Raw genomic sequence first — 15,182 nt, forward strand, 5'->3', positions numbered from 1 at the left:
GAGGCTCGGCCTGGCGACGCTTGCCGCGGCCGGGTTTTTGGTGTTCACAGGCACAGTCACCCTTGACGTCCCTTCAAAGTAGTTTCGATTTCCCCTCCACAAGACTGGCATGTGAGCCACCTCTCACCGCGGTGCAAAATGACCTATAGTGTTCAACCATGAGACGTAATGCACACTATCAAGAGGCTGCCGCTGCAGCCCTTTCCGGGCAGGTCAACGTGGACCTGTCCGCTATTTCAGACAATGTCAAAGCCCTGAAAAAGCGCACCGAGGCGCCGCACTTCATGGCTGTAGTCGAGGGGAACGCCTACGGCCACGGCTTGGTGGAAATCGCTCGCACAGCGGTGGAAGCTGGTGCAGATTGGCTTGGCACGGCACAGCTCAGCGAAGCAATCGCACTCCGCCAAGCAGACATCACGGTTCCTATCCTCTCGTGGTTGTATCTGGCATCCCAGACAAGTGCCACCATCCTCGAGGCACTGGAAAACGACATTGATGTTTCCCTCGGAAGTGTCAGCCAGCTGGAGGTGCTGGCAGGTATCGCCGAACGCCTTGGCCGTCCCGCCGTCGTGCATTTGGAACTGGACAGCGGCCTCAGCCGAGGTGGCGCACGCAAGGAAGACTGGGCCGAACTGGTGGCGCAGGCGCGGCTAGCTGAACTCGACGGGACCTTGCGGGTCCGAGGCCTCTGGACCCATCTGGCCTGGGCCGATGTCCCGGCCCACCCCGGTAACGTTACCGCCGTCGCGGAGTTCGAAGACGCAGTCCGCCAAGCGCGCGAGGCGGGACTGGCCCCGGAACTCAGGCATGTTTCCAGTTCGGCAAACATCCTGGACCGACCCGAATTCCACTTCGACATGGTTCGAGCAGGGCTGGCCATCTACGGGCTCGCCCCGGCCGATCACCTGAACCCGGCCGACTTTGGATTGCGTCCGGCCCTCAGCGTGACTGCTCCCTTGGTCATGGTCAAAAAGGTCCCCGCGGGGACAGGCGTCAGCTACGAACACCAAGCCATCACGTACGAACCGCGCTACCTCGGGCTCATCCCGCTCGGTTACGCGGACGGTATTCCCAAGGGCATCAGCGGCCGTTCCGTTGTGAACGTGGCCGGACGCACGGTACCGGTGATCGGCAAGGTCTGCATGGACCAGTTCATGGTGGACCTCGGACCGGACGCTTCCGGAATAGACGTCGGGGACACCGCGGTACTGTTCGGTGACCCTGCCTGCGGGGCGGCGAGCGCCGACGACTGGGGCGCTGCGATCGGAAGCCACGGCGACGAGATTATCAACAGGATCGCCCCGCGCCTGCCGCGCGCCTACGCAAGCGGCGCCAACCAGGATACCGCTTACGAGTGCCCCGACTACCAGGAGCCGGCCGCCGCCGGGCAGGGCAATGTCGCCTGAACCCGCCACTGCCCGCCTGAGTTTCGTCACGCTCGAACAGTTCCTGGAGCAGCTGCCCCCGGAGTTGAAAATGCTTCACGACGGCGGCAGCGGCGCCTCGCTGCTGCGGTGGGTGGAACCCAGTGAGCTCGAAGACCCCACCCCGTACCTGCCGGAGGGTGAGTTCCTCCTCACCGCCGGGCTGCCTTTCCTCGGGAAGGGCGGCTCGGCGGCCAAGGTGGATGCCTACGTCAGGCGGCTCGTGGGTGCCAAAGTTGCCGCCCTCGGTTTCGGCATCAGGCCTTATTTCGATGCCGTCCCCGACGTCCTGCTTGACGCTTGCCGGAAACATAACCTCACCTTGTTCGAGGTTCCGGAGTCTGTGCCGTTCGCGGCGATCGGCTTGGAGTTCTCCCAGCTCCTGGAGACTGACAACGCGAGGGTCTTCAGGCAACTGGCCGAGACCAACCGCCAACTCATGAGGGCGGTCCTGTCCCCCCGGCCGGAACATGAACTGTTGGCCGCCTTGGTGCAGAGAGTGCCCGTGTGGGCTGTTCTGGTGGGCGCTGATGGACGGGTCCGGGCGCGAGGCCACAATACCGCCGGACTCAATGCCGGCGGCAGCAACGGCGTCGAGCATTCCTTGTTGGCACCGCTGCTGGAACGGTTGCTGTCCGGCAGCGGTCCGCGTGTAGAGATGGATAGTTTCGACCAGCCGGGTTCGGCGCTGGTGTTCGGGCACCCGTTGCGCAGCACCAAGGACGCCAACCTCGGCGCTTTAATCCTCGGTTCGGATGCGCCGCTGACTCCTGCGCAGAACAACGTGGTGCAGTCGGCCGTTGGCTTGCTTGAGTTGTTGGTGAGGCAGCGGACCAGTGGCTCGTTGGCACCGAGCCAGCTGGCGACGGCTGTTTTGTTGCACCCGGATTCGCTGTCCTCCGGCGGCACCAAACACGTCAACGGGCTCAAGGACCTGCTGGCGCAGAGCTTATCCTCCACTCGTTCGGCACAGATGCGGGTGGTGCAGGGCATCAGGGTGGACGGTGCGGCAGACGACGGTCCGGTGCGGGAACTACTGCAATGGCGGAGGCTGTTCGATACCAAACTTGTGGAAATTACCGAGTACGGTTTCGCGGCCATTACGCGCTTAAGGGTGGACGACTCTTTGCTGGCAGACGTGGAGAAGCTGGGTTGGCGGCTGGTCATCGGGGAACCGACCGAGCGCCTTGGACTCCAAGCGGCTTACCAACGTGCAAGCTCCCTGCGCAGCCGCGTTCTTTCAACCGGGAAGAGTGCCCGCGTAGACGAGGTCACTTGGTCTGTCACAGGACTGCTGGGCCGCGAAGCCGGGACCATGCTGGCCGAACGACTGCTTGCACCCGTGCTCACGCTTGAATCCGACCGCCGGGACCCGCTTCTTGCTGTACTGCGCGGTTGGCTAAGCGAGAACGGCAGTTGGGACGGTTCAGCCAAGCTGCTGGGGCTGCACCGCAACAGCGTGCGGCGACAGATCGGTGTTCTCGGCGAGCTGTTGGACATGGACCTCAACCAGGCGCAGGTTCGGGCCGAGTTGTGGTTTGCGTTGCAGTACGTGGATGAGCTGGTGGCTGGTCTTTCCACTGAGGGGACGGGCGACTAGGCGCGGTTGTCCCACTCCTCGTAGAGTTCCGGCCGGCGTTCGCGCAGGTACGGGACTTCTTCGCGTGCCGCCTTCACTGACTCCGTGCCGATCTCCGCGAACAACAAAGTGGCGGACTCCCCCGCAGCGGCAAGCAATGACCCGTCCGGTCCGGCAACAACACTTCCGCCCAGGAAGTTGTAGATGTCCTCGTGCCCACTGTGGTTGGCGTAGGCCACGTTGAGTTGGCTCTCCAATGCGCGGGCACGGATCAGGACCTGGGGCACGTTGTCGAAACCGGCGGACAGGGCTGTCGGCACCAGCAGGAGTTCAGCACCGCGTGTGGCCGCTGCCCGCACGGATTCCGGGAACTCGACGTCGTAGCAAATCACCATCGATGTGCGGATTCCGTTGAAGTCCACGACGGCGGGAGGTTCTTGGGCGCCGACGAACGCTTTGTGCTCCTCCGGACCGAAGAGGTGCACCTTGGCGTAATTGAGGACCTCGTTACCCTTGGCGTCCAGGAGGGTGGCGGTGATGTGCCAGGTCCCTTCGTTGCCAGCGGCCGGCGCCGGGAGGCTGTAGACCAAGCCAATGCCGTTGGTACGGGCAATCCCTGCCAGCCCATCCCGAATGCCGGGAAGCGTTGACGCGTCCAGCTCAGCGTGGAGACGCAAGGGCGCGTAACCAACGGGGAACAGCTCTGGTGTAAGGAGCAACCCGGCCCCGGCTTGGGCGGCGCGCTGCGCAGCGTCGTCGATTGTGCGCAGGTTCGCCTCAACGTCCATGACGGAAGCGTTTGCCTGCAGGACTGAGAGCAGCATCATTACCACCTTGGTTTCTTCTGTTCCCGATGCCCCGTACACGGGCCCGGGACGTTTCTTGCTTCCAGCGTAGGCGCGGGACTCACTCAGCGGGTGAGGCAATTGGACCCGCACGCCGTGGAATCGGGACGCAATGCACGCGGCTCCCCTGTTGCGGGGCCCGCCCTGCAGGTAAACACCCGTTCATAGTGCGCATAGTGGGCCTCACAAGGGGTACGTATCCCATGTTCTCGCGTTGGAGTATGTCGGGCAGGGTTGACTTGCTGTGTTCACTTCTTGACTACAAGGTTGCTTGTGGGGCAATCTTCTTGTCATGCCCGCTACGCAGCGCTCAACGAAGAGCCATCCAAGAAAACCCGGCTCGCAGTCCGCGCTGCGACACCTGAATCAGCAACGCATTATCGAGTGCTTGCTGAGCGGGCCGTCCACACAAGCGGAGCTTTCACGGCAGACCGGTCTTTCCACGGCCACCATCTCCAACATCGTGAAAATCATGCAGGACGCCGGGCTGGTTTCCACCGAGCCGACCACAAGCTCGGGGCGCCGGGCAACCAACGTGAGACTCAACAGCAACGGTGCAGTCGCCGTCGGAATTGACTTCGGGCGCCGGCACCTGAGGGTGGTGTTGGCATCGCTGGGGTACCACGTGATTGCCGAGGATTACATGGAACTACCACTGGGCCACCAGGCCGAAGAGGGCATCGCGGCGGCAGTCCCACTCCTTGACAAACTACTGCGTGAAAATGGCATAGACCGCACCGCGGTGGTGGGAGCAGGTGCCGGCATTCCGGGGCCCATCGACCGCCGCACAGGTACGGTTGCCCAGGGCGCCATCCTCCCCGAATGGGTGGGCATCGACATCCTTCATCGCTTGGAGGAAGCGCTCAACTGCCCCGTCTTTGTTGATAACGACGCCAATCTTGGTGCGTTGTCGGAAGTGACATGGGGCCCGCATAGCGGAGTCTCAAACCTCATGTTCCTCAAGATCGGCTCGGGCATCGGCGCCGGCCTGATCCTTAACGGACTGCCCTATTACGGGAACGTAGGCATCACCGGAGAAATCGGCCATGCCACCATTCACGAACACGGATTGGTGTGCCGCTGCGGCAACCGCGGATGCCTGGAAACCATTGCCTCAACCACCACCATGATCGAGCTCCTGGGTCGCGGGCAGGAGAAGCTCCTGACCCCGCAGGACATCGTCCGCAATTGTTTGGCCGGAGACTCCGCAACCCAACGTGTGGTGGACGATGCCGGCCTGGCAGTGGGCCGCGCCTTGGGCAATGTCTCCAACCTGATAAACCCTGAAGTGATCGTTGTCGGTGGACCCTTGGCGGGCCTGGGCGACCTCCTCCTGGACCCCATCCGCCGCGGCCTTGTCCGGCATGCGGTACCCGTGGTGGGAGAGACAACCCACCTCGCGATGTCGTCCCTCGGAGCACGGGCAGAGGCCTTGGGAGCCGCCGCTTTGGTGTTCCAACACGCAGGCATTACCGGTAGGTAACGAAATCGTTAGCTGGATCATGCGTTCAAGTCTTGACGACAAGATGGGTGATCCAGTTTACTTTTTGATCAGACAGCCTCGCCATTGCGGGGCCGACAACGAAGTCATGCATTGGAGGCGTAAGGGCTGATGACAACCCTCGACACGCAAGGTGAACCCATCCTTTTGGAGATGCGTTCCATCACCAAGGAATTCCCTGGGGTGAAGGCCTTGTCGAATGTGAGCCTGCGCGTGATGGCCGGCGAAATCCACGCCATCTGTGGCGAAAACGGTGCCGGCAAATCCACGCTCATGAAAGTTCTATCCGGCGTTTACGGGTACGGAAGCTACACGGGCGACATCGTGTACCAGGCGGAAACGCAGCAATTCAAGGACATCCGCGCAAGCGAAGCGGCCGGCATCGTGATCATCCACCAGGAGCTGGCACTGATCCCGGAACTGTCCATCATGGAGAACATCTTCCTGGGTAACGAACCCACCAAGTGGGGAGTGATCGACTGGGCAGAAGCCCGGAAGCGTTCCCTCGAGCTGCTGGCCCGTGTCGGCCTCAGGGAAGATCCCGATACCCCCATCAAGGAAATCGGCGTCGGCAAGCAGCAGCTGGTGGAAATCGCCAAGGCCCTGAACAAGTCCGTGAAGCTCCTGATCCTGGACGAGCCCACCGCCGCACTGAACGAGTCCGACTCCCAGCACTTGTTGGACCTGATCCTTGGCCTGAAGGGCAAGGGCATCACTTCGATCATCATTTCCCACAAACTCAACGAGATCGAACAGATCGCGGACGAGATCACCATCATCCGTGACGGTAAGTCCATCGAAACCCTCAACGTCAAGCGTGACGGCGTGGATGAAGACCGCATCATCAAGGGCATGGTGGGCAGGACGCTCGAGTCCCGCTTCCCGGATCACGAACCCAAGATTGGCGAGGTGTTCTTCGAGGTCAAGGACTGGACCGTTGGGCACCCGCAGATCCAGGACCGCCTGATCTGCAAGGGCTCCAACTTCTTTGTGCGCCGCGGCGAAATCGTTGGTTTCGCAGGGCTCATGGGCGCTGGACGCACGGAACTCGCCCGCTCGCTGTTTGGGCACTCGTACGGCCGGTTCATCAAGGGCCAGGTCTACAAGGACGGCAAACAGGTCAACCTCCGCACCGTTCGTCAAGCGATCGACGCCGGACTCGGCTACGTCACTGAGGACCGGAAGTCCCTGGGCTTGAACCTCCTGGATGACATCAAGACCACCACGGTTTCGGCGGCGCTGAACAAGATCAGCAACTACACGGTAGTAGACACCCGCAAGGAGTTCTCCGTTGCCGAGGAGTACCGGAAATCACTGCGGACCAAGACCCCGTCGGTTGAGGAAGGCGTTGCCAAGCTTTCCGGCGGCAACCAGCAGAAGGTGGTCCTGGCCAAATGGATGTTCACAGATCCGGATCTCCTGATACTGGATGAACCCACCCGTGGCATTGACGTCGGCGCCAAGTACGAGATCTACGGCATCATCCAGAAGCTGGCGAACCAGGGCAAGGGAGTGATTGTCATTTCCTCGGAGCTTCCTGAGCTCCTGGGCCTGTCCGACCGGATCTACACCATCTTCGAAGGCGCCATCACAGGCGTCCTGGACAAAAACGAAGCAAGCCAGGAAAGCCTGATGAAGCTTATGACGTCCGCCCGCAAAGCAGCCTGACCCTTTGGCCTCGCCCCGCCCCTTCCTGACACAAGGACCAAAACAATGAACGCGCTCAAGAAGCTATTTGGTGGCAATACCCGCCAGTTCGGCATGATCTTCGCCCTGGTGGCACTTATCGTCTTCTTCCAGATCTTCACGGACGGCCGTACCCTGACGCCCGGCAACGTGATCAACCTGTTCAACGGCAACTCTTACATCCTGATCCTTGCCATCGGCATGGTCCTGGTCATCATTGCCGGCCACATCGACCTTTCCGTGGGTTCAGTTGCCGCCTTCGTGGGCGTCTTCGTGGCCTTGGCAATGCGCGACTGGGGTCTGCCTTGGTGGGCAGGCGTGCTCTTCGGCCTGCTCCTTGGAGCAGTGATCGGAGCCTGGCAAGGATTCTGGGTGGCGTATGTGGGCATACCAGCCTTCATCGTGACCCTGGCCGGCATGCTGTTGTTCCGTGGCTTCAACCAGTTCGTGGGCAAGTCCAACACCATCCCCGTTCCCCAGGACTTCCAGTTCCTTGGTTCCGGCTACCTGCCCGAGATTGGCCCTAATACAGGCTTCAACAACCTCACCCTGCTTCTGGGCATCATTGCAGCTGCGTTCGTGGTCATCATGTCCCTGCGTGCCCGCGCCACCAGCAAGGCTCTGGGCGCCGAAGTTCCTGAACTTTGGGTAGAAGTCACCAAGCTGGTCCTGATCTGCGGCGCCATCCTCTACGCTACATACCTGTTCGCCACGGGTCGGCCCGGCACGTCCTTCCCGATCCCCGGCCTGATCCTGGCCGTCCTGGTTCTTATCTACGGTTTCATCGCTGACAAGACCGTCCTCGGCCGTCACGTCTACGCAGTGGGTGGCAACCGCCACGCAGCTGAGCTGTCCGGCGTGCAGTCCAAGAAGGTCAACTTCCTGGTCATGATGAACATGTCCGTCCTGGCTGGCCTAGCCGGCATGATCTTCGTTGGACGTTCCACCGCTTCCGGTCCGTTCGACGGCGTCGGTTGGGAACTGGACGCCATTGCGGCAGTCTTCATCGGTGGCGCAGCCGTCACCGGTGGTGTTGGCACCGTGATCGGCTCGATCGTCGGTGGCCTGGTCATGGCTGTCCTCAACAACGGCCTCCAGTTGCTGGGCGTCGGTGCCGACCTCACCCAGATCATCAAGGGCCTGGTGCTCCTTGCAGCAGTCGCCTTCGATGTTTACAACAAGTCGCAGGGCAAGCGGTCCATTACCGGGCTGCTGATGAAGAACTTCCAGCGCAACAACGAGATCAAGCCCGACGAAACCACCTCCACCAAAGAGGTCATCTCCAAGGAAGCGTAATCCGCTCCCTGAAAGACTCGCTCCACCCCACCCACACAGAAAGTGAACCAAGATATGCGAATGTTTGGTAAAGCAGGAAAGGCAGCAGCAGTCGCTGCCATCGCGGCACTGGCGCTGACAGCCTGCGGCCGCACTGACAGCGGCTCAAGCAGCAGCACAGCAGGCGGGGAAGCGTTCCCCAAGGACTCGATGATCGGCGTCGCACTTCCGCAGAAGACCAGTGAAAACTGGGTCCTCGCGGAGAAGCTGTTCAACGATGGCCTCAGCAGCGCCGGGTTCAAGCCCGACGTCCAGTTCGCCAACGGCGGCGTGTCCGAGCAGCAGAACCAGATCAGCGCCATGGTCACCAAGGGTGCCAAGGTAATCATCGTGGGAGCCATCGACGGCGCCCAGCTGGGTACGCAGCTCAAGCAGGCCAAGGACTCCGGCGCCACAGTCATCGCCTACGACCGTCTGCTTCTCAACACCGAGAACGTGGATTACTACGTGGCGTACGACAACTTCAAGGTCGGTGAGCTCCAGGGCCAGGCGCTCTTGGACGGCATGAAGGCCAAGAAGCCTTCCGGCCCGTACAACATTGAGCTCTTTGCCGGTTCCCCCGACGATGCCAACGCGAAGGTCTTCTTTGACGGCGCCATGAGCGTCCTGAAGCCGAAGATCGACGACGGCACCCTCAAGGTTGTCTCCGGCCAGACCTCGTTTGAGCAGGCTGTTACCCAGGGTTGGAAGGCAGAGAACGCCCAGCGTCGCGCTGACACGCTGCTCACCGGCAGCTACGGCACCGCTTCCCTGGACGGCGTCCTCTCACCGAACGACACCCTTGCACGCGCAGTCCTGACCTCCGTCAAGGCCGCTGGCAAGCCGCTCCCCGTCGTGACCGGCCAGGACTCCGAAGTTGAGTCCGTCAAGTCGATCATTGCCGGCGAGCAGTACTCCACCATCAACAAGGACACCCGCAAGCTCGTTGAGCACGCCATCACCATGGTGAAGGACCTCCAGGCCGGCAAGGAACTGGAAATCAACGACAAGGATTCCTACAAGAACGGCGTCAAGACCGTCCCGGCATTCCTCCTGCCTCCGCAGATCGTTACGGCAGAGAACGTCAAGACGGCTTACGTTGACGATCCGGTACTCGGCCCGATCACCAAGTAACACCGCTCCTAGCTAGACAGCAAGCCCCGGTCCGCCAATACGGCGGGCCGGGGCTTTCTTCATGCTCAAATCTGCTTCCGTCTTTCAACAGTGCAGGGTCACCGAGGAGGTCAGAACCGGATCGCGTCGATGACCTTGACGCGCACCGCCACGAGCGCAGGGATCGCTCCGGCGAGTGCGCCCACAAGGACTGCCGCGCCAAAACCCATCAGCGCGGCGTCGATGGGGAACGCCGGATATTCGGTAAGCCCTGGTGCTACCTTCGATTCGATCCACGGGTGCTTCACCACCGCGACTGCCAACATGACTCCCGCCAGACCGGCAACTGCGGTGGCCACCACGGATTCCATCATGACGCCCACGAAAATCCGCCCGGACGTTGCCCCGAAACTACGGCGGATGCCGATTTCACGGACCCGGTAGCGCACCGTGACCATGGAGATGTTGAGCATCCCCACGGCTCCGAGCAGGAGAACCAGCCCGGCCACGCCGCCCACCACCAGCTGGACAGGGGCTAAGGGATCTCCCCACGCTGCATAGTCCATGCGGTTGGCTTGGGCGTAGTAGCCGGGGAACTGGCCTTGGAGATCGGCGGTAATTGCTGCGGTGAGGGCTCCGGCCTGTGCCTCACCAACCCACATTTTGAACTCGGACATCTGCGGCTTGATTCCGGTCGTGGCCGCGCCCTCGGCAAGAATGAACGCGGAAGGTGGCGAGTCCGGGTAGGAATCAGGTACGACGCCGATAATTACCGCCGTGGCCGGCTGGTCACCAGGGATGCTCACCGTGGGATGGGTGGTGAGGTTCGGTCTTCCCGCTTGGTTGTAGAAAGATTCAGAGACGACGACGGCGGGTGCGAGCCTTTTGCCGTCGTCGGCAGCGAACCAGCTTCCTTGCTGAAGCGGAACCCGGTGGATGACACCGTAGCCAACATCCACAATGGTCACGTTCACGGTTGTCACACCGCGGGGAAACTGAAAGCCCGCCTGCGTTTGGCTGACGTGCGTGGAGGTGGTGATGCCGTAGCGCTGTTGAATACCTTGGTAGGCCTTCTCAAGTTTCACTGGGTCCGGCATGGTTGGCCCTTGGACGTTCAAGGACAGCGTGGCCACCCGGCCGCCGTTACGTTCGGACTGAACTTTCATGCCTTCGCGAGCCAAACTGCCCACGCCCACCACAGAGGTCAACGCCGCAACGGACAGCGCAACACCCAGCAGGGCCAGGAGAATGCGAACCTTGTTGATGCGGAGTTCCTGCCACGCTTCAACGAGCGTGGAAATGAAGCCCGTCATGCGACCGCTCCTGCGGGAGCCGGCGCCGGAAGCGGGCTCAACACCCCGGAATCCAGTCGGTAGCAGGCCCGGGCCAGGGCTGCCACGTTGGTGTCGTGCGTGATGGTCACCAACGCGGCTGCCGTTTCCGTGGCCACTGTATCCAGCAGGGCCATCACGGACTGTCCCGTTTCCACGTCCAGCGCACCGGTTGGTTCATCGGCGAGGATCAGCCTCGGCCTGCGGACCAAGGCACGGGCGATGGCCACGCGCTGCTGCTCGCCACCGGACAGCATGTTGGGCATCGTCTTGGCGCGGGAGGCCAGGCCAACCCGGTCCAGCATGTCCATGGCAATCTCGCGACGCCGCCAGAACTCCTTGCCCTTGGCGTAGAAGAGCGGCGTAATGACGTTGTCCAGCGCACTGCGTCCGGGCAACAGGTTGAACTGCTGGAACACGAAGCCCACCGTGGAGCCCCGTAGCCGGGCGCGGGCGTTGTTGCCCAGCCGGTTTGCGGGCTGGCCAAGGAAATCCAGCTCGCCCGACGTCGGGATGTCCAGGAGGCCAAGGAGGTTCAGCAGTGTTGACTTGCCGCAGCCGGAACGGCCCACGATGGCTGTGTGGTCTCCGCTGCGGACCTCGAGGTCGATACCCCGGAGAATATTCAGCTGCTGGTCGTCGGGCAGCCTGACAGATCGGGTGACTGCCTTGAGACTGACGAGGGTTTCTTTAGGTGATTCGTCCATGCCGTTAGATGCCCTAGCCCATCGGGCCGTAGGCGGCCTGGCCCGGACCCATCATGGGACCTTCAACGGCCGGTGCCCCGGGAACAAATTCCAAGACCTGTTCGCCTTCGGTCAGGCCGGAGGTCACTTCCACCACAGAGCCGTCGTTGAGCCCCAGCTGGACAGTGCGCTGCTCGGGCGCGGCACCCGTTCCTCCCGGCCCGGCGATCCACACAATCCCGTCCTTCACGCTGCCCTTCACGGATGTCAGAGGAACAGTCACCACGTCGGGGGCAACACCGGCACTGACCGTCATGGTGGCGCCAAGTCCTGCGAAGACCTGTTGGCCTGAAGGAATCGGGCAGCTAAGCGTTCCCGTGGGAGTGCCGCCCTCTTCCGGTTGGTTGCCTCCGCCGGGACCCGCAATCGCTGCGCCGACGCCCATCCCGGCACCTCCGCCTGTGGCGGCCAGCCCGCCCGAGGCCGCACCGCCGTCGTCGGATGTGTTGTTCTTGAGCGTCACGTCGGCGCACTGGAACGGCGCCGGTCCACCCACCAAAGCGATTTCCGCAGGACCGGGTTTGCCCAGTAGGCGGTATTGCTGCGCGGCCGTGACGGATCCCGCCACGGTGTAGGTTCCGGGATCGATCTTGCCCACGGACTCGCCCACGGTCACCTGCTGGTCAATGAGGGTTGTGAGCTGCTGCAAGGTTCCGGCACTCGGAGCGAGGATGTCGAAGTAGTCGTACACGGGCTTGGGAGCTGTTTGCGGCCCCTCCTGTGAAGTCTGCGTGGGGGTAACCGCGCGCTCCGCCTTGACCTGGAATAGGATCTCGCCCTTGGCGACGGTGGCGCCTTGCTCAACGAAGACCTGGACCACTTTTCCCGCGGATGTGCTGCGGACGGTCTCGGCTGCGTCGCTCTGTACGGTGCTTTTGATTTCCACGGTGTTCGTAACGGTAGCTCGAGTGGCCGGGACTACCGGGATATCCACCTGAGCCAAAGGTGCGGGCTCGGCAGCGGCCGATTCCAGGCCATCCACAAAAGCGATCTTAACCAAGGCCACCGCAATAATCGCGAAAACCAACAACCAGGCAACCGGCAAAATGACACGCCGAAAAGTACCCATCCCTGCTCCATTTCGGTAACTCCCCACAGAACCTCTGCGAGGGATGATTGCCTAAGCCTAAGGGAGGAATTTCTGCGCACCGGGCATTCCTATGACTTGACAGAAGCCTTACCGTGTCGGGGATGTAGCGCTGCCTTGAACTATTTGGTTGAGGCATGGCAGAATAAACGGGTACACGCCCCAGTGACTATTCGGCAGAAATGTCGGACTCCTGGGGCAAATTTTTTTAAGTCGGAAGAGGCCATGTGGACGTCGGATCAGTCGGAGCACTTGAACAACTAGTGAGCGCTCCACGCTTCCAGACTTACCTCCGGTATTACCGCGGGGATCAGCAACTAGCATCCCGACTGTATGCGTGGAACATCGAAATTTCCTCTGCTTTCTGGGGTCCGCTGAGCATCTTGGAAGTGGCCGTCCGCAACGCGCTCCACAACACCTTGGCCAATGGCCGCGCGGAAGCATGGTGGGAACTCTCCGAAACCCGCCTTTTGAACAACGACCGCGCGATCCTCGACGAGACGATTGCCAAGCTAGAGCGGAGGATCTCTTCCCCCTCCCCTGGCCAAGTCGTCGCCGCCCTGCCGTTCGGCTTCTGGACTCGCCTGCTCGACAAGGGCATTCCGCGCGACCCACTCTTAAGCTATGAGACCGCTTTCTGGCAGCCGCGGCTGGTCAGAGCTTTCCCGCATGGGGCCAACCTGAAGAGAAAAGTCCTATTTACGGAACTTACCCAGATCCGCGAAATGCGTAATCGAATTGCCCACCACGAACCCATCTTCAAGATGCCGCTGGAAACAATAAAGACTGACATCTCCCGTATCGCGGGCTATGTGCACGTAGATGCCTCAGCGATCATGAACGGTTGTAGTCGTGTCGCCACTGTGCTGGCGAGAAAACAATCGGCAATTACGCACGGTTTTAGCAGCTTCTGAGAGGATAAACGGCATGACACTTCCTATCGCCGTGCCGTGGCTTTCCACCCAAACCAACCAGGATCCCCGGGCAGCCACCGGCCGGCCCCTGCGATGGGGAGCGGTGTCTACAGGCAACATCGCCAACAGCGTTTCCCAGGACTTGGCACTGCTTGAAGACGCGGAGCTGTACGCCGTGAGCTCCCGCACCCAGGCTGCCGCGGATGCGTTCGCCCATACGCTCGGCTTCACCAAGGGCTACGGGGACGACGGCGGCGTACCCGGCTACCAGCGCTTGTTCGACGATCCCGCCGTGGACGTGGTCTACGTTGCTACGCCGCATGCCCAGCACTTCCGGATTGCATCCGCCGCTTTGCGGGCCGGGAAGCACGTGCTGTGCGAAAAGGCCCTCACCATCAACGCCCGCGAAGCCAGCGAGCTGGTGAGACTTGCCCGGGAACAGAAGGTGTTCTTCATGGAAGCCGTATGGAGCCGCTTCCTGCCCAGCATGCAGCGGGCGTTCGAGATCGCGGCCTCCGGGGAGCTCGGACAGATCCAGTGGGTCAGCGCCGACCTCGGCTTCCCGGCACCCTACGATCCCGCCGCACGAATTTGGGCCCTCAATGACGGCGGCGGGGCGCTCCTGGACATCACCGTCTACCCGTTGCTCTGGGCGCTGGGAACGCTGGGCTTCCCGCAGTCGGTCACCGCGATCGGCACCCTCAACGAGGACGGCGTGGACAGCCAGAACGCTCTGACCCTCGGCTACGACACGGGTGCCCAGGCGCAGCTGACGTCGTCGTTGATGGCCCACGGCCCCCGAACCGCAACGGTGGCCGGCGGGCTCGGGTTCCTGCAAACCGTGGGCTCCGTGAACAACCCCCGTGAGCTGATGATCCGGATTGGTTGGGACGAGCCGCGTCGCGAGCACTTTGACGTTGTGGGCATCGGCTACACCTACGAACTCAGGGAGGTGACCCGCTGCATCCAACAAGGCCTCACCGAGAGCCCGGTCATGCCGCTGGAGGACTCTATTAACGTCACGCGCCTTTTCGACGGCGTGCGGTCGCAGCTCGGGATTCGGTACCCCAACGACGCCAGGTGAGCCCGGGCGGTGACCCAGCGACGTAACCCCGCGACCCAGCCCTGGTGACCGGGGACAGCTCGCGGCGGTGCGTGCCGCCGTCGTGAGTTAACTCAACTGTATTAACGCCCTTGGCGGGCCGGTTGCCTTGACAGCTTGCGGTCCAGGGACAGAGCGCCGGGCCCCAGGAAGACGAACGCGATGGAGATGGCGACGTAAATGATCAGGAGTTCGGCGGTGACGCCGGACTTGTCGGTGAGCAGGGGTTTGCCCGCTTCGGTGACGAACCAGATCCCCGCGAACATGATGGCCGCCAGGAACCCGGCCACGCGGGTCAGGGCGCCGAGGACCAACAACAGGCCAAGGCCCAGTTCGCCGGCGATCACCAACCACGCCACGATCTCCGGCTTCTGTACACCCATGGCAGCAACCGACGCGGAGAATGCGGCATGCCCGGCCATGAACTTCTGGAAGCCGTGCACCATGAGGAGCGCACCGAACACCACTCGCAGGATGGTGACGCCGCGGGCAGAGGACTTGGGAGACGGGTGAAGGAATTTCACGGGTTCCAATCTTCCA

At 62.0% G+C, this 15,182-nt stretch carries 13 protein-coding genes; 8 read left to right on the top strand and 5 right to left on the bottom strand.

Translation table 11 applies throughout. From position 1 onward, the window contains the following. The first annotated feature begins 158 nt into the window (after window positions 1-158). A complete protein-coding gene (gene alr, locus ACIQTW_RS14465; RefSeq protein WP_402937959.1) occupies window positions 159-1,406 on the top strand; it encodes an alanine racemase in 1,248 nt (415 codons plus the stop codon). After that, window positions 1,396-3,024: a PucR family transcriptional regulator ligand-binding domain-containing protein gene (locus tag ACIQTW_RS14470; protein ID WP_402937962.1), complete on the top strand. Its 1,629-nt coding sequence runs from the start codon at window positions 1,396-1,398 to the stop codon at window positions 3,022-3,024. Before alr ends, ACIQTW_RS14470 begins: the two co-directional genes overlap by 11 nt. Here the strand turns inward: ACIQTW_RS14470 and ACIQTW_RS14475 are convergent. Then, entirely contained in the window at window positions 3,021-3,830 is an 810-nt protein-coding gene (locus ACIQTW_RS14475; protein WP_402937964.1) for a carbon-nitrogen hydrolase family protein, read from the bottom strand. The genes ACIQTW_RS14470 and ACIQTW_RS14475 overlap by 4 nt on opposite strands. 310 nt (window positions 3,831-4,140) lie before the next feature. On the opposite strand from ACIQTW_RS14475, the gene ACIQTW_RS14480 reads away from it, so the two are divergent. The 4 genes from ACIQTW_RS14480 to ACIQTW_RS14495 all read left to right on the top strand — a co-directional run bounded on the left by ACIQTW_RS14480 (window position 4,141) and on the right by ACIQTW_RS14495 (window position 9,483). After that, the gene (locus ACIQTW_RS14480) at window positions 4,141-5,331 is read left to right on the top strand and encodes an ROK family transcriptional regulator (protein ID WP_402937967.1); all 1,191 of its coding nucleotides are present in this window, start codon (window positions 4,141-4,143) and stop codon (window positions 5,329-5,331) included. 129 nt (window positions 5,332-5,460) lie between these two features. Further along, window positions 5,461-7,017 (top strand): multiple monosaccharide ABC transporter ATP-binding protein, encoded by a 1,557-nt coding sequence (mmsA, locus tag ACIQTW_RS14485; protein WP_402937970.1) that lies wholly within the window; start codon window positions 5,461-5,463, stop codon window positions 7,015-7,017. A gap of 45 nt (window positions 7,018-7,062) precedes the next feature. Beyond that, entirely contained in the window at window positions 7,063-8,331 is a 1,269-nt protein-coding gene (gene mmsB, locus ACIQTW_RS14490) for a multiple monosaccharide ABC transporter permease (RefSeq protein WP_091466014.1), read from the top strand. Window positions 8,332-8,385: 54 nt separating this feature from the next. Then, entirely contained in the window at window positions 8,386-9,483 is a 1,098-nt protein-coding gene (locus tag ACIQTW_RS14495) for a substrate-binding domain-containing protein (protein WP_402937973.1), read from the top strand. Window positions 9,484-9,593: 110 nt separating this feature from the next. On the opposite strand, the gene ACIQTW_RS14500 is transcribed toward ACIQTW_RS14495, so the two are convergent. The 3 genes from ACIQTW_RS14500 to ACIQTW_RS14510 are packed head-to-tail and all read right to left on the bottom strand — an operon-like array spanning window position 9,594 to window position 12,608. Next, on the bottom strand, window positions 9,594-10,775 hold the full coding sequence (locus ACIQTW_RS14500; RefSeq protein ID WP_402937976.1) for an ABC transporter permease: 1,182 nt from the start codon (window positions 10,773-10,775) through the stop codon (window positions 9,594-9,596). Then, the gene (locus tag ACIQTW_RS14505; protein ID WP_402937978.1) at window positions 10,772-11,500 is read right to left on the bottom strand and encodes an ABC transporter ATP-binding protein; all 729 of its coding nucleotides are present in this window, start codon (window positions 11,498-11,500) and stop codon (window positions 10,772-10,774) included. Before ACIQTW_RS14505 ends, ACIQTW_RS14500 begins: the two co-directional genes overlap by 4 nt. A 13-nt stretch (window positions 11,501-11,513) precedes the next feature. Beyond that, entirely contained in the window at window positions 11,514-12,608 is a 1,095-nt protein-coding gene (locus ACIQTW_RS14510; RefSeq protein WP_402937981.1) for a biotin/lipoyl-binding protein, read from the bottom strand. 407 nt (window positions 12,609-13,015) lie between these two features. Between ACIQTW_RS14510 and ACIQTW_RS14515 the strand changes: the two genes are divergently transcribed. Continuing rightward, window positions 13,016-13,540, top strand: a complete 525-nt coding sequence (locus ACIQTW_RS14515) for a hypothetical protein (RefSeq protein WP_402937984.1) — start codon at window positions 13,016-13,018, stop codon at window positions 13,538-13,540. A gap of 13 nt (window positions 13,541-13,553) precedes the next feature. After that, window positions 13,554-14,624, top strand: coding sequence for a Gfo/Idh/MocA family protein (locus ACIQTW_RS14520; protein ID WP_402937987.1), 1,071 nt, complete (start codon window positions 13,554-13,556; stop codon window positions 14,622-14,624). A gap of 101 nt (window positions 14,625-14,725) precedes the next feature. Here the strand turns inward: ACIQTW_RS14520 and ACIQTW_RS14525 are convergent, their stop codons facing one another. Continuing rightward, on the bottom strand, window positions 14,726-15,166 hold the full coding sequence (locus ACIQTW_RS14525; RefSeq protein WP_402937990.1) for a DoxX family protein: 441 nt from the start codon (window positions 15,164-15,166) through the stop codon (window positions 14,726-14,728). Window positions 15,167-15,182 lie beyond the last annotated feature (16 nt).

This window comes from Paenarthrobacter sp. NPDC090517, from assembly GCF_044769165.1.
In the GTDB taxonomy this organism is placed as follows: domain Bacteria; phylum Actinomycetota; class Actinomycetes; order Actinomycetales; family Micrococcaceae; genus Arthrobacter.

What these genes read in the sequence shown, in the direction of transcription:
- ACIQTW_RS14500 (WP_402937976.1), bottom strand. Translation starts at nt 10,775, where the DNA reads ATGACGGGCTTCATTTCCACGCTCGTTGAAGCGTGGCAGGAACTCCGC.
- ACIQTW_RS14520 (WP_402937987.1), top strand. Translation starts at nt 13,554, where the DNA reads ATGACACTTCCTATCGCCGTGCCGTGGCTTTCCACCCAAACCAACCAG.
- ACIQTW_RS14505 (WP_402937978.1), bottom strand. Translation starts at nt 11,500, where the DNA reads ATGGACGAATCACCTAAAGAAACCCTCGTCAGTCTCAAGGCAGTCACC.
- mmsA (WP_402937970.1), top strand. Translation starts at nt 5,461, where the DNA reads ATGACAACCCTCGACACGCAAGGTGAACCCATCCTTTTGGAGATGCGT.
- ACIQTW_RS14470 (WP_402937962.1), top strand. Translation starts at nt 1,396, where the DNA reads ATGTCGCCTGAACCCGCCACTGCCCGCCTGAGTTTCGTCACGCTCGAA.
- ACIQTW_RS14475 (WP_402937964.1), bottom strand. Translation starts at nt 3,830, where the DNA reads ATGATGCTGCTCTCAGTCCTGCAGGCAAACGCTTCCGTCATGGACGTT.
- ACIQTW_RS14495 (WP_402937973.1), top strand. Translation starts at nt 8,386, where the DNA reads ATGCGAATGTTTGGTAAAGCAGGAAAGGCAGCAGCAGTCGCTGCCATC.
- alr (WP_402937959.1), top strand. Translation starts at nt 159, where the DNA reads ATGAGACGTAATGCACACTATCAAGAGGCTGCCGCTGCAGCCCTTTCC.
- mmsB (WP_091466014.1), top strand. Translation starts at nt 7,063, where the DNA reads ATGAACGCGCTCAAGAAGCTATTTGGTGGCAATACCCGCCAGTTCGGC.
- ACIQTW_RS14480 (WP_402937967.1), top strand. Translation starts at nt 4,141, where the DNA reads ATGCCCGCTACGCAGCGCTCAACGAAGAGCCATCCAAGAAAACCCGGC.
- ACIQTW_RS14510 (WP_402937981.1), bottom strand. Translation starts at nt 12,608, where the DNA reads ATGGGTACTTTTCGGCGTGTCATTTTGCCGGTTGCCTGGTTGTTGGTT.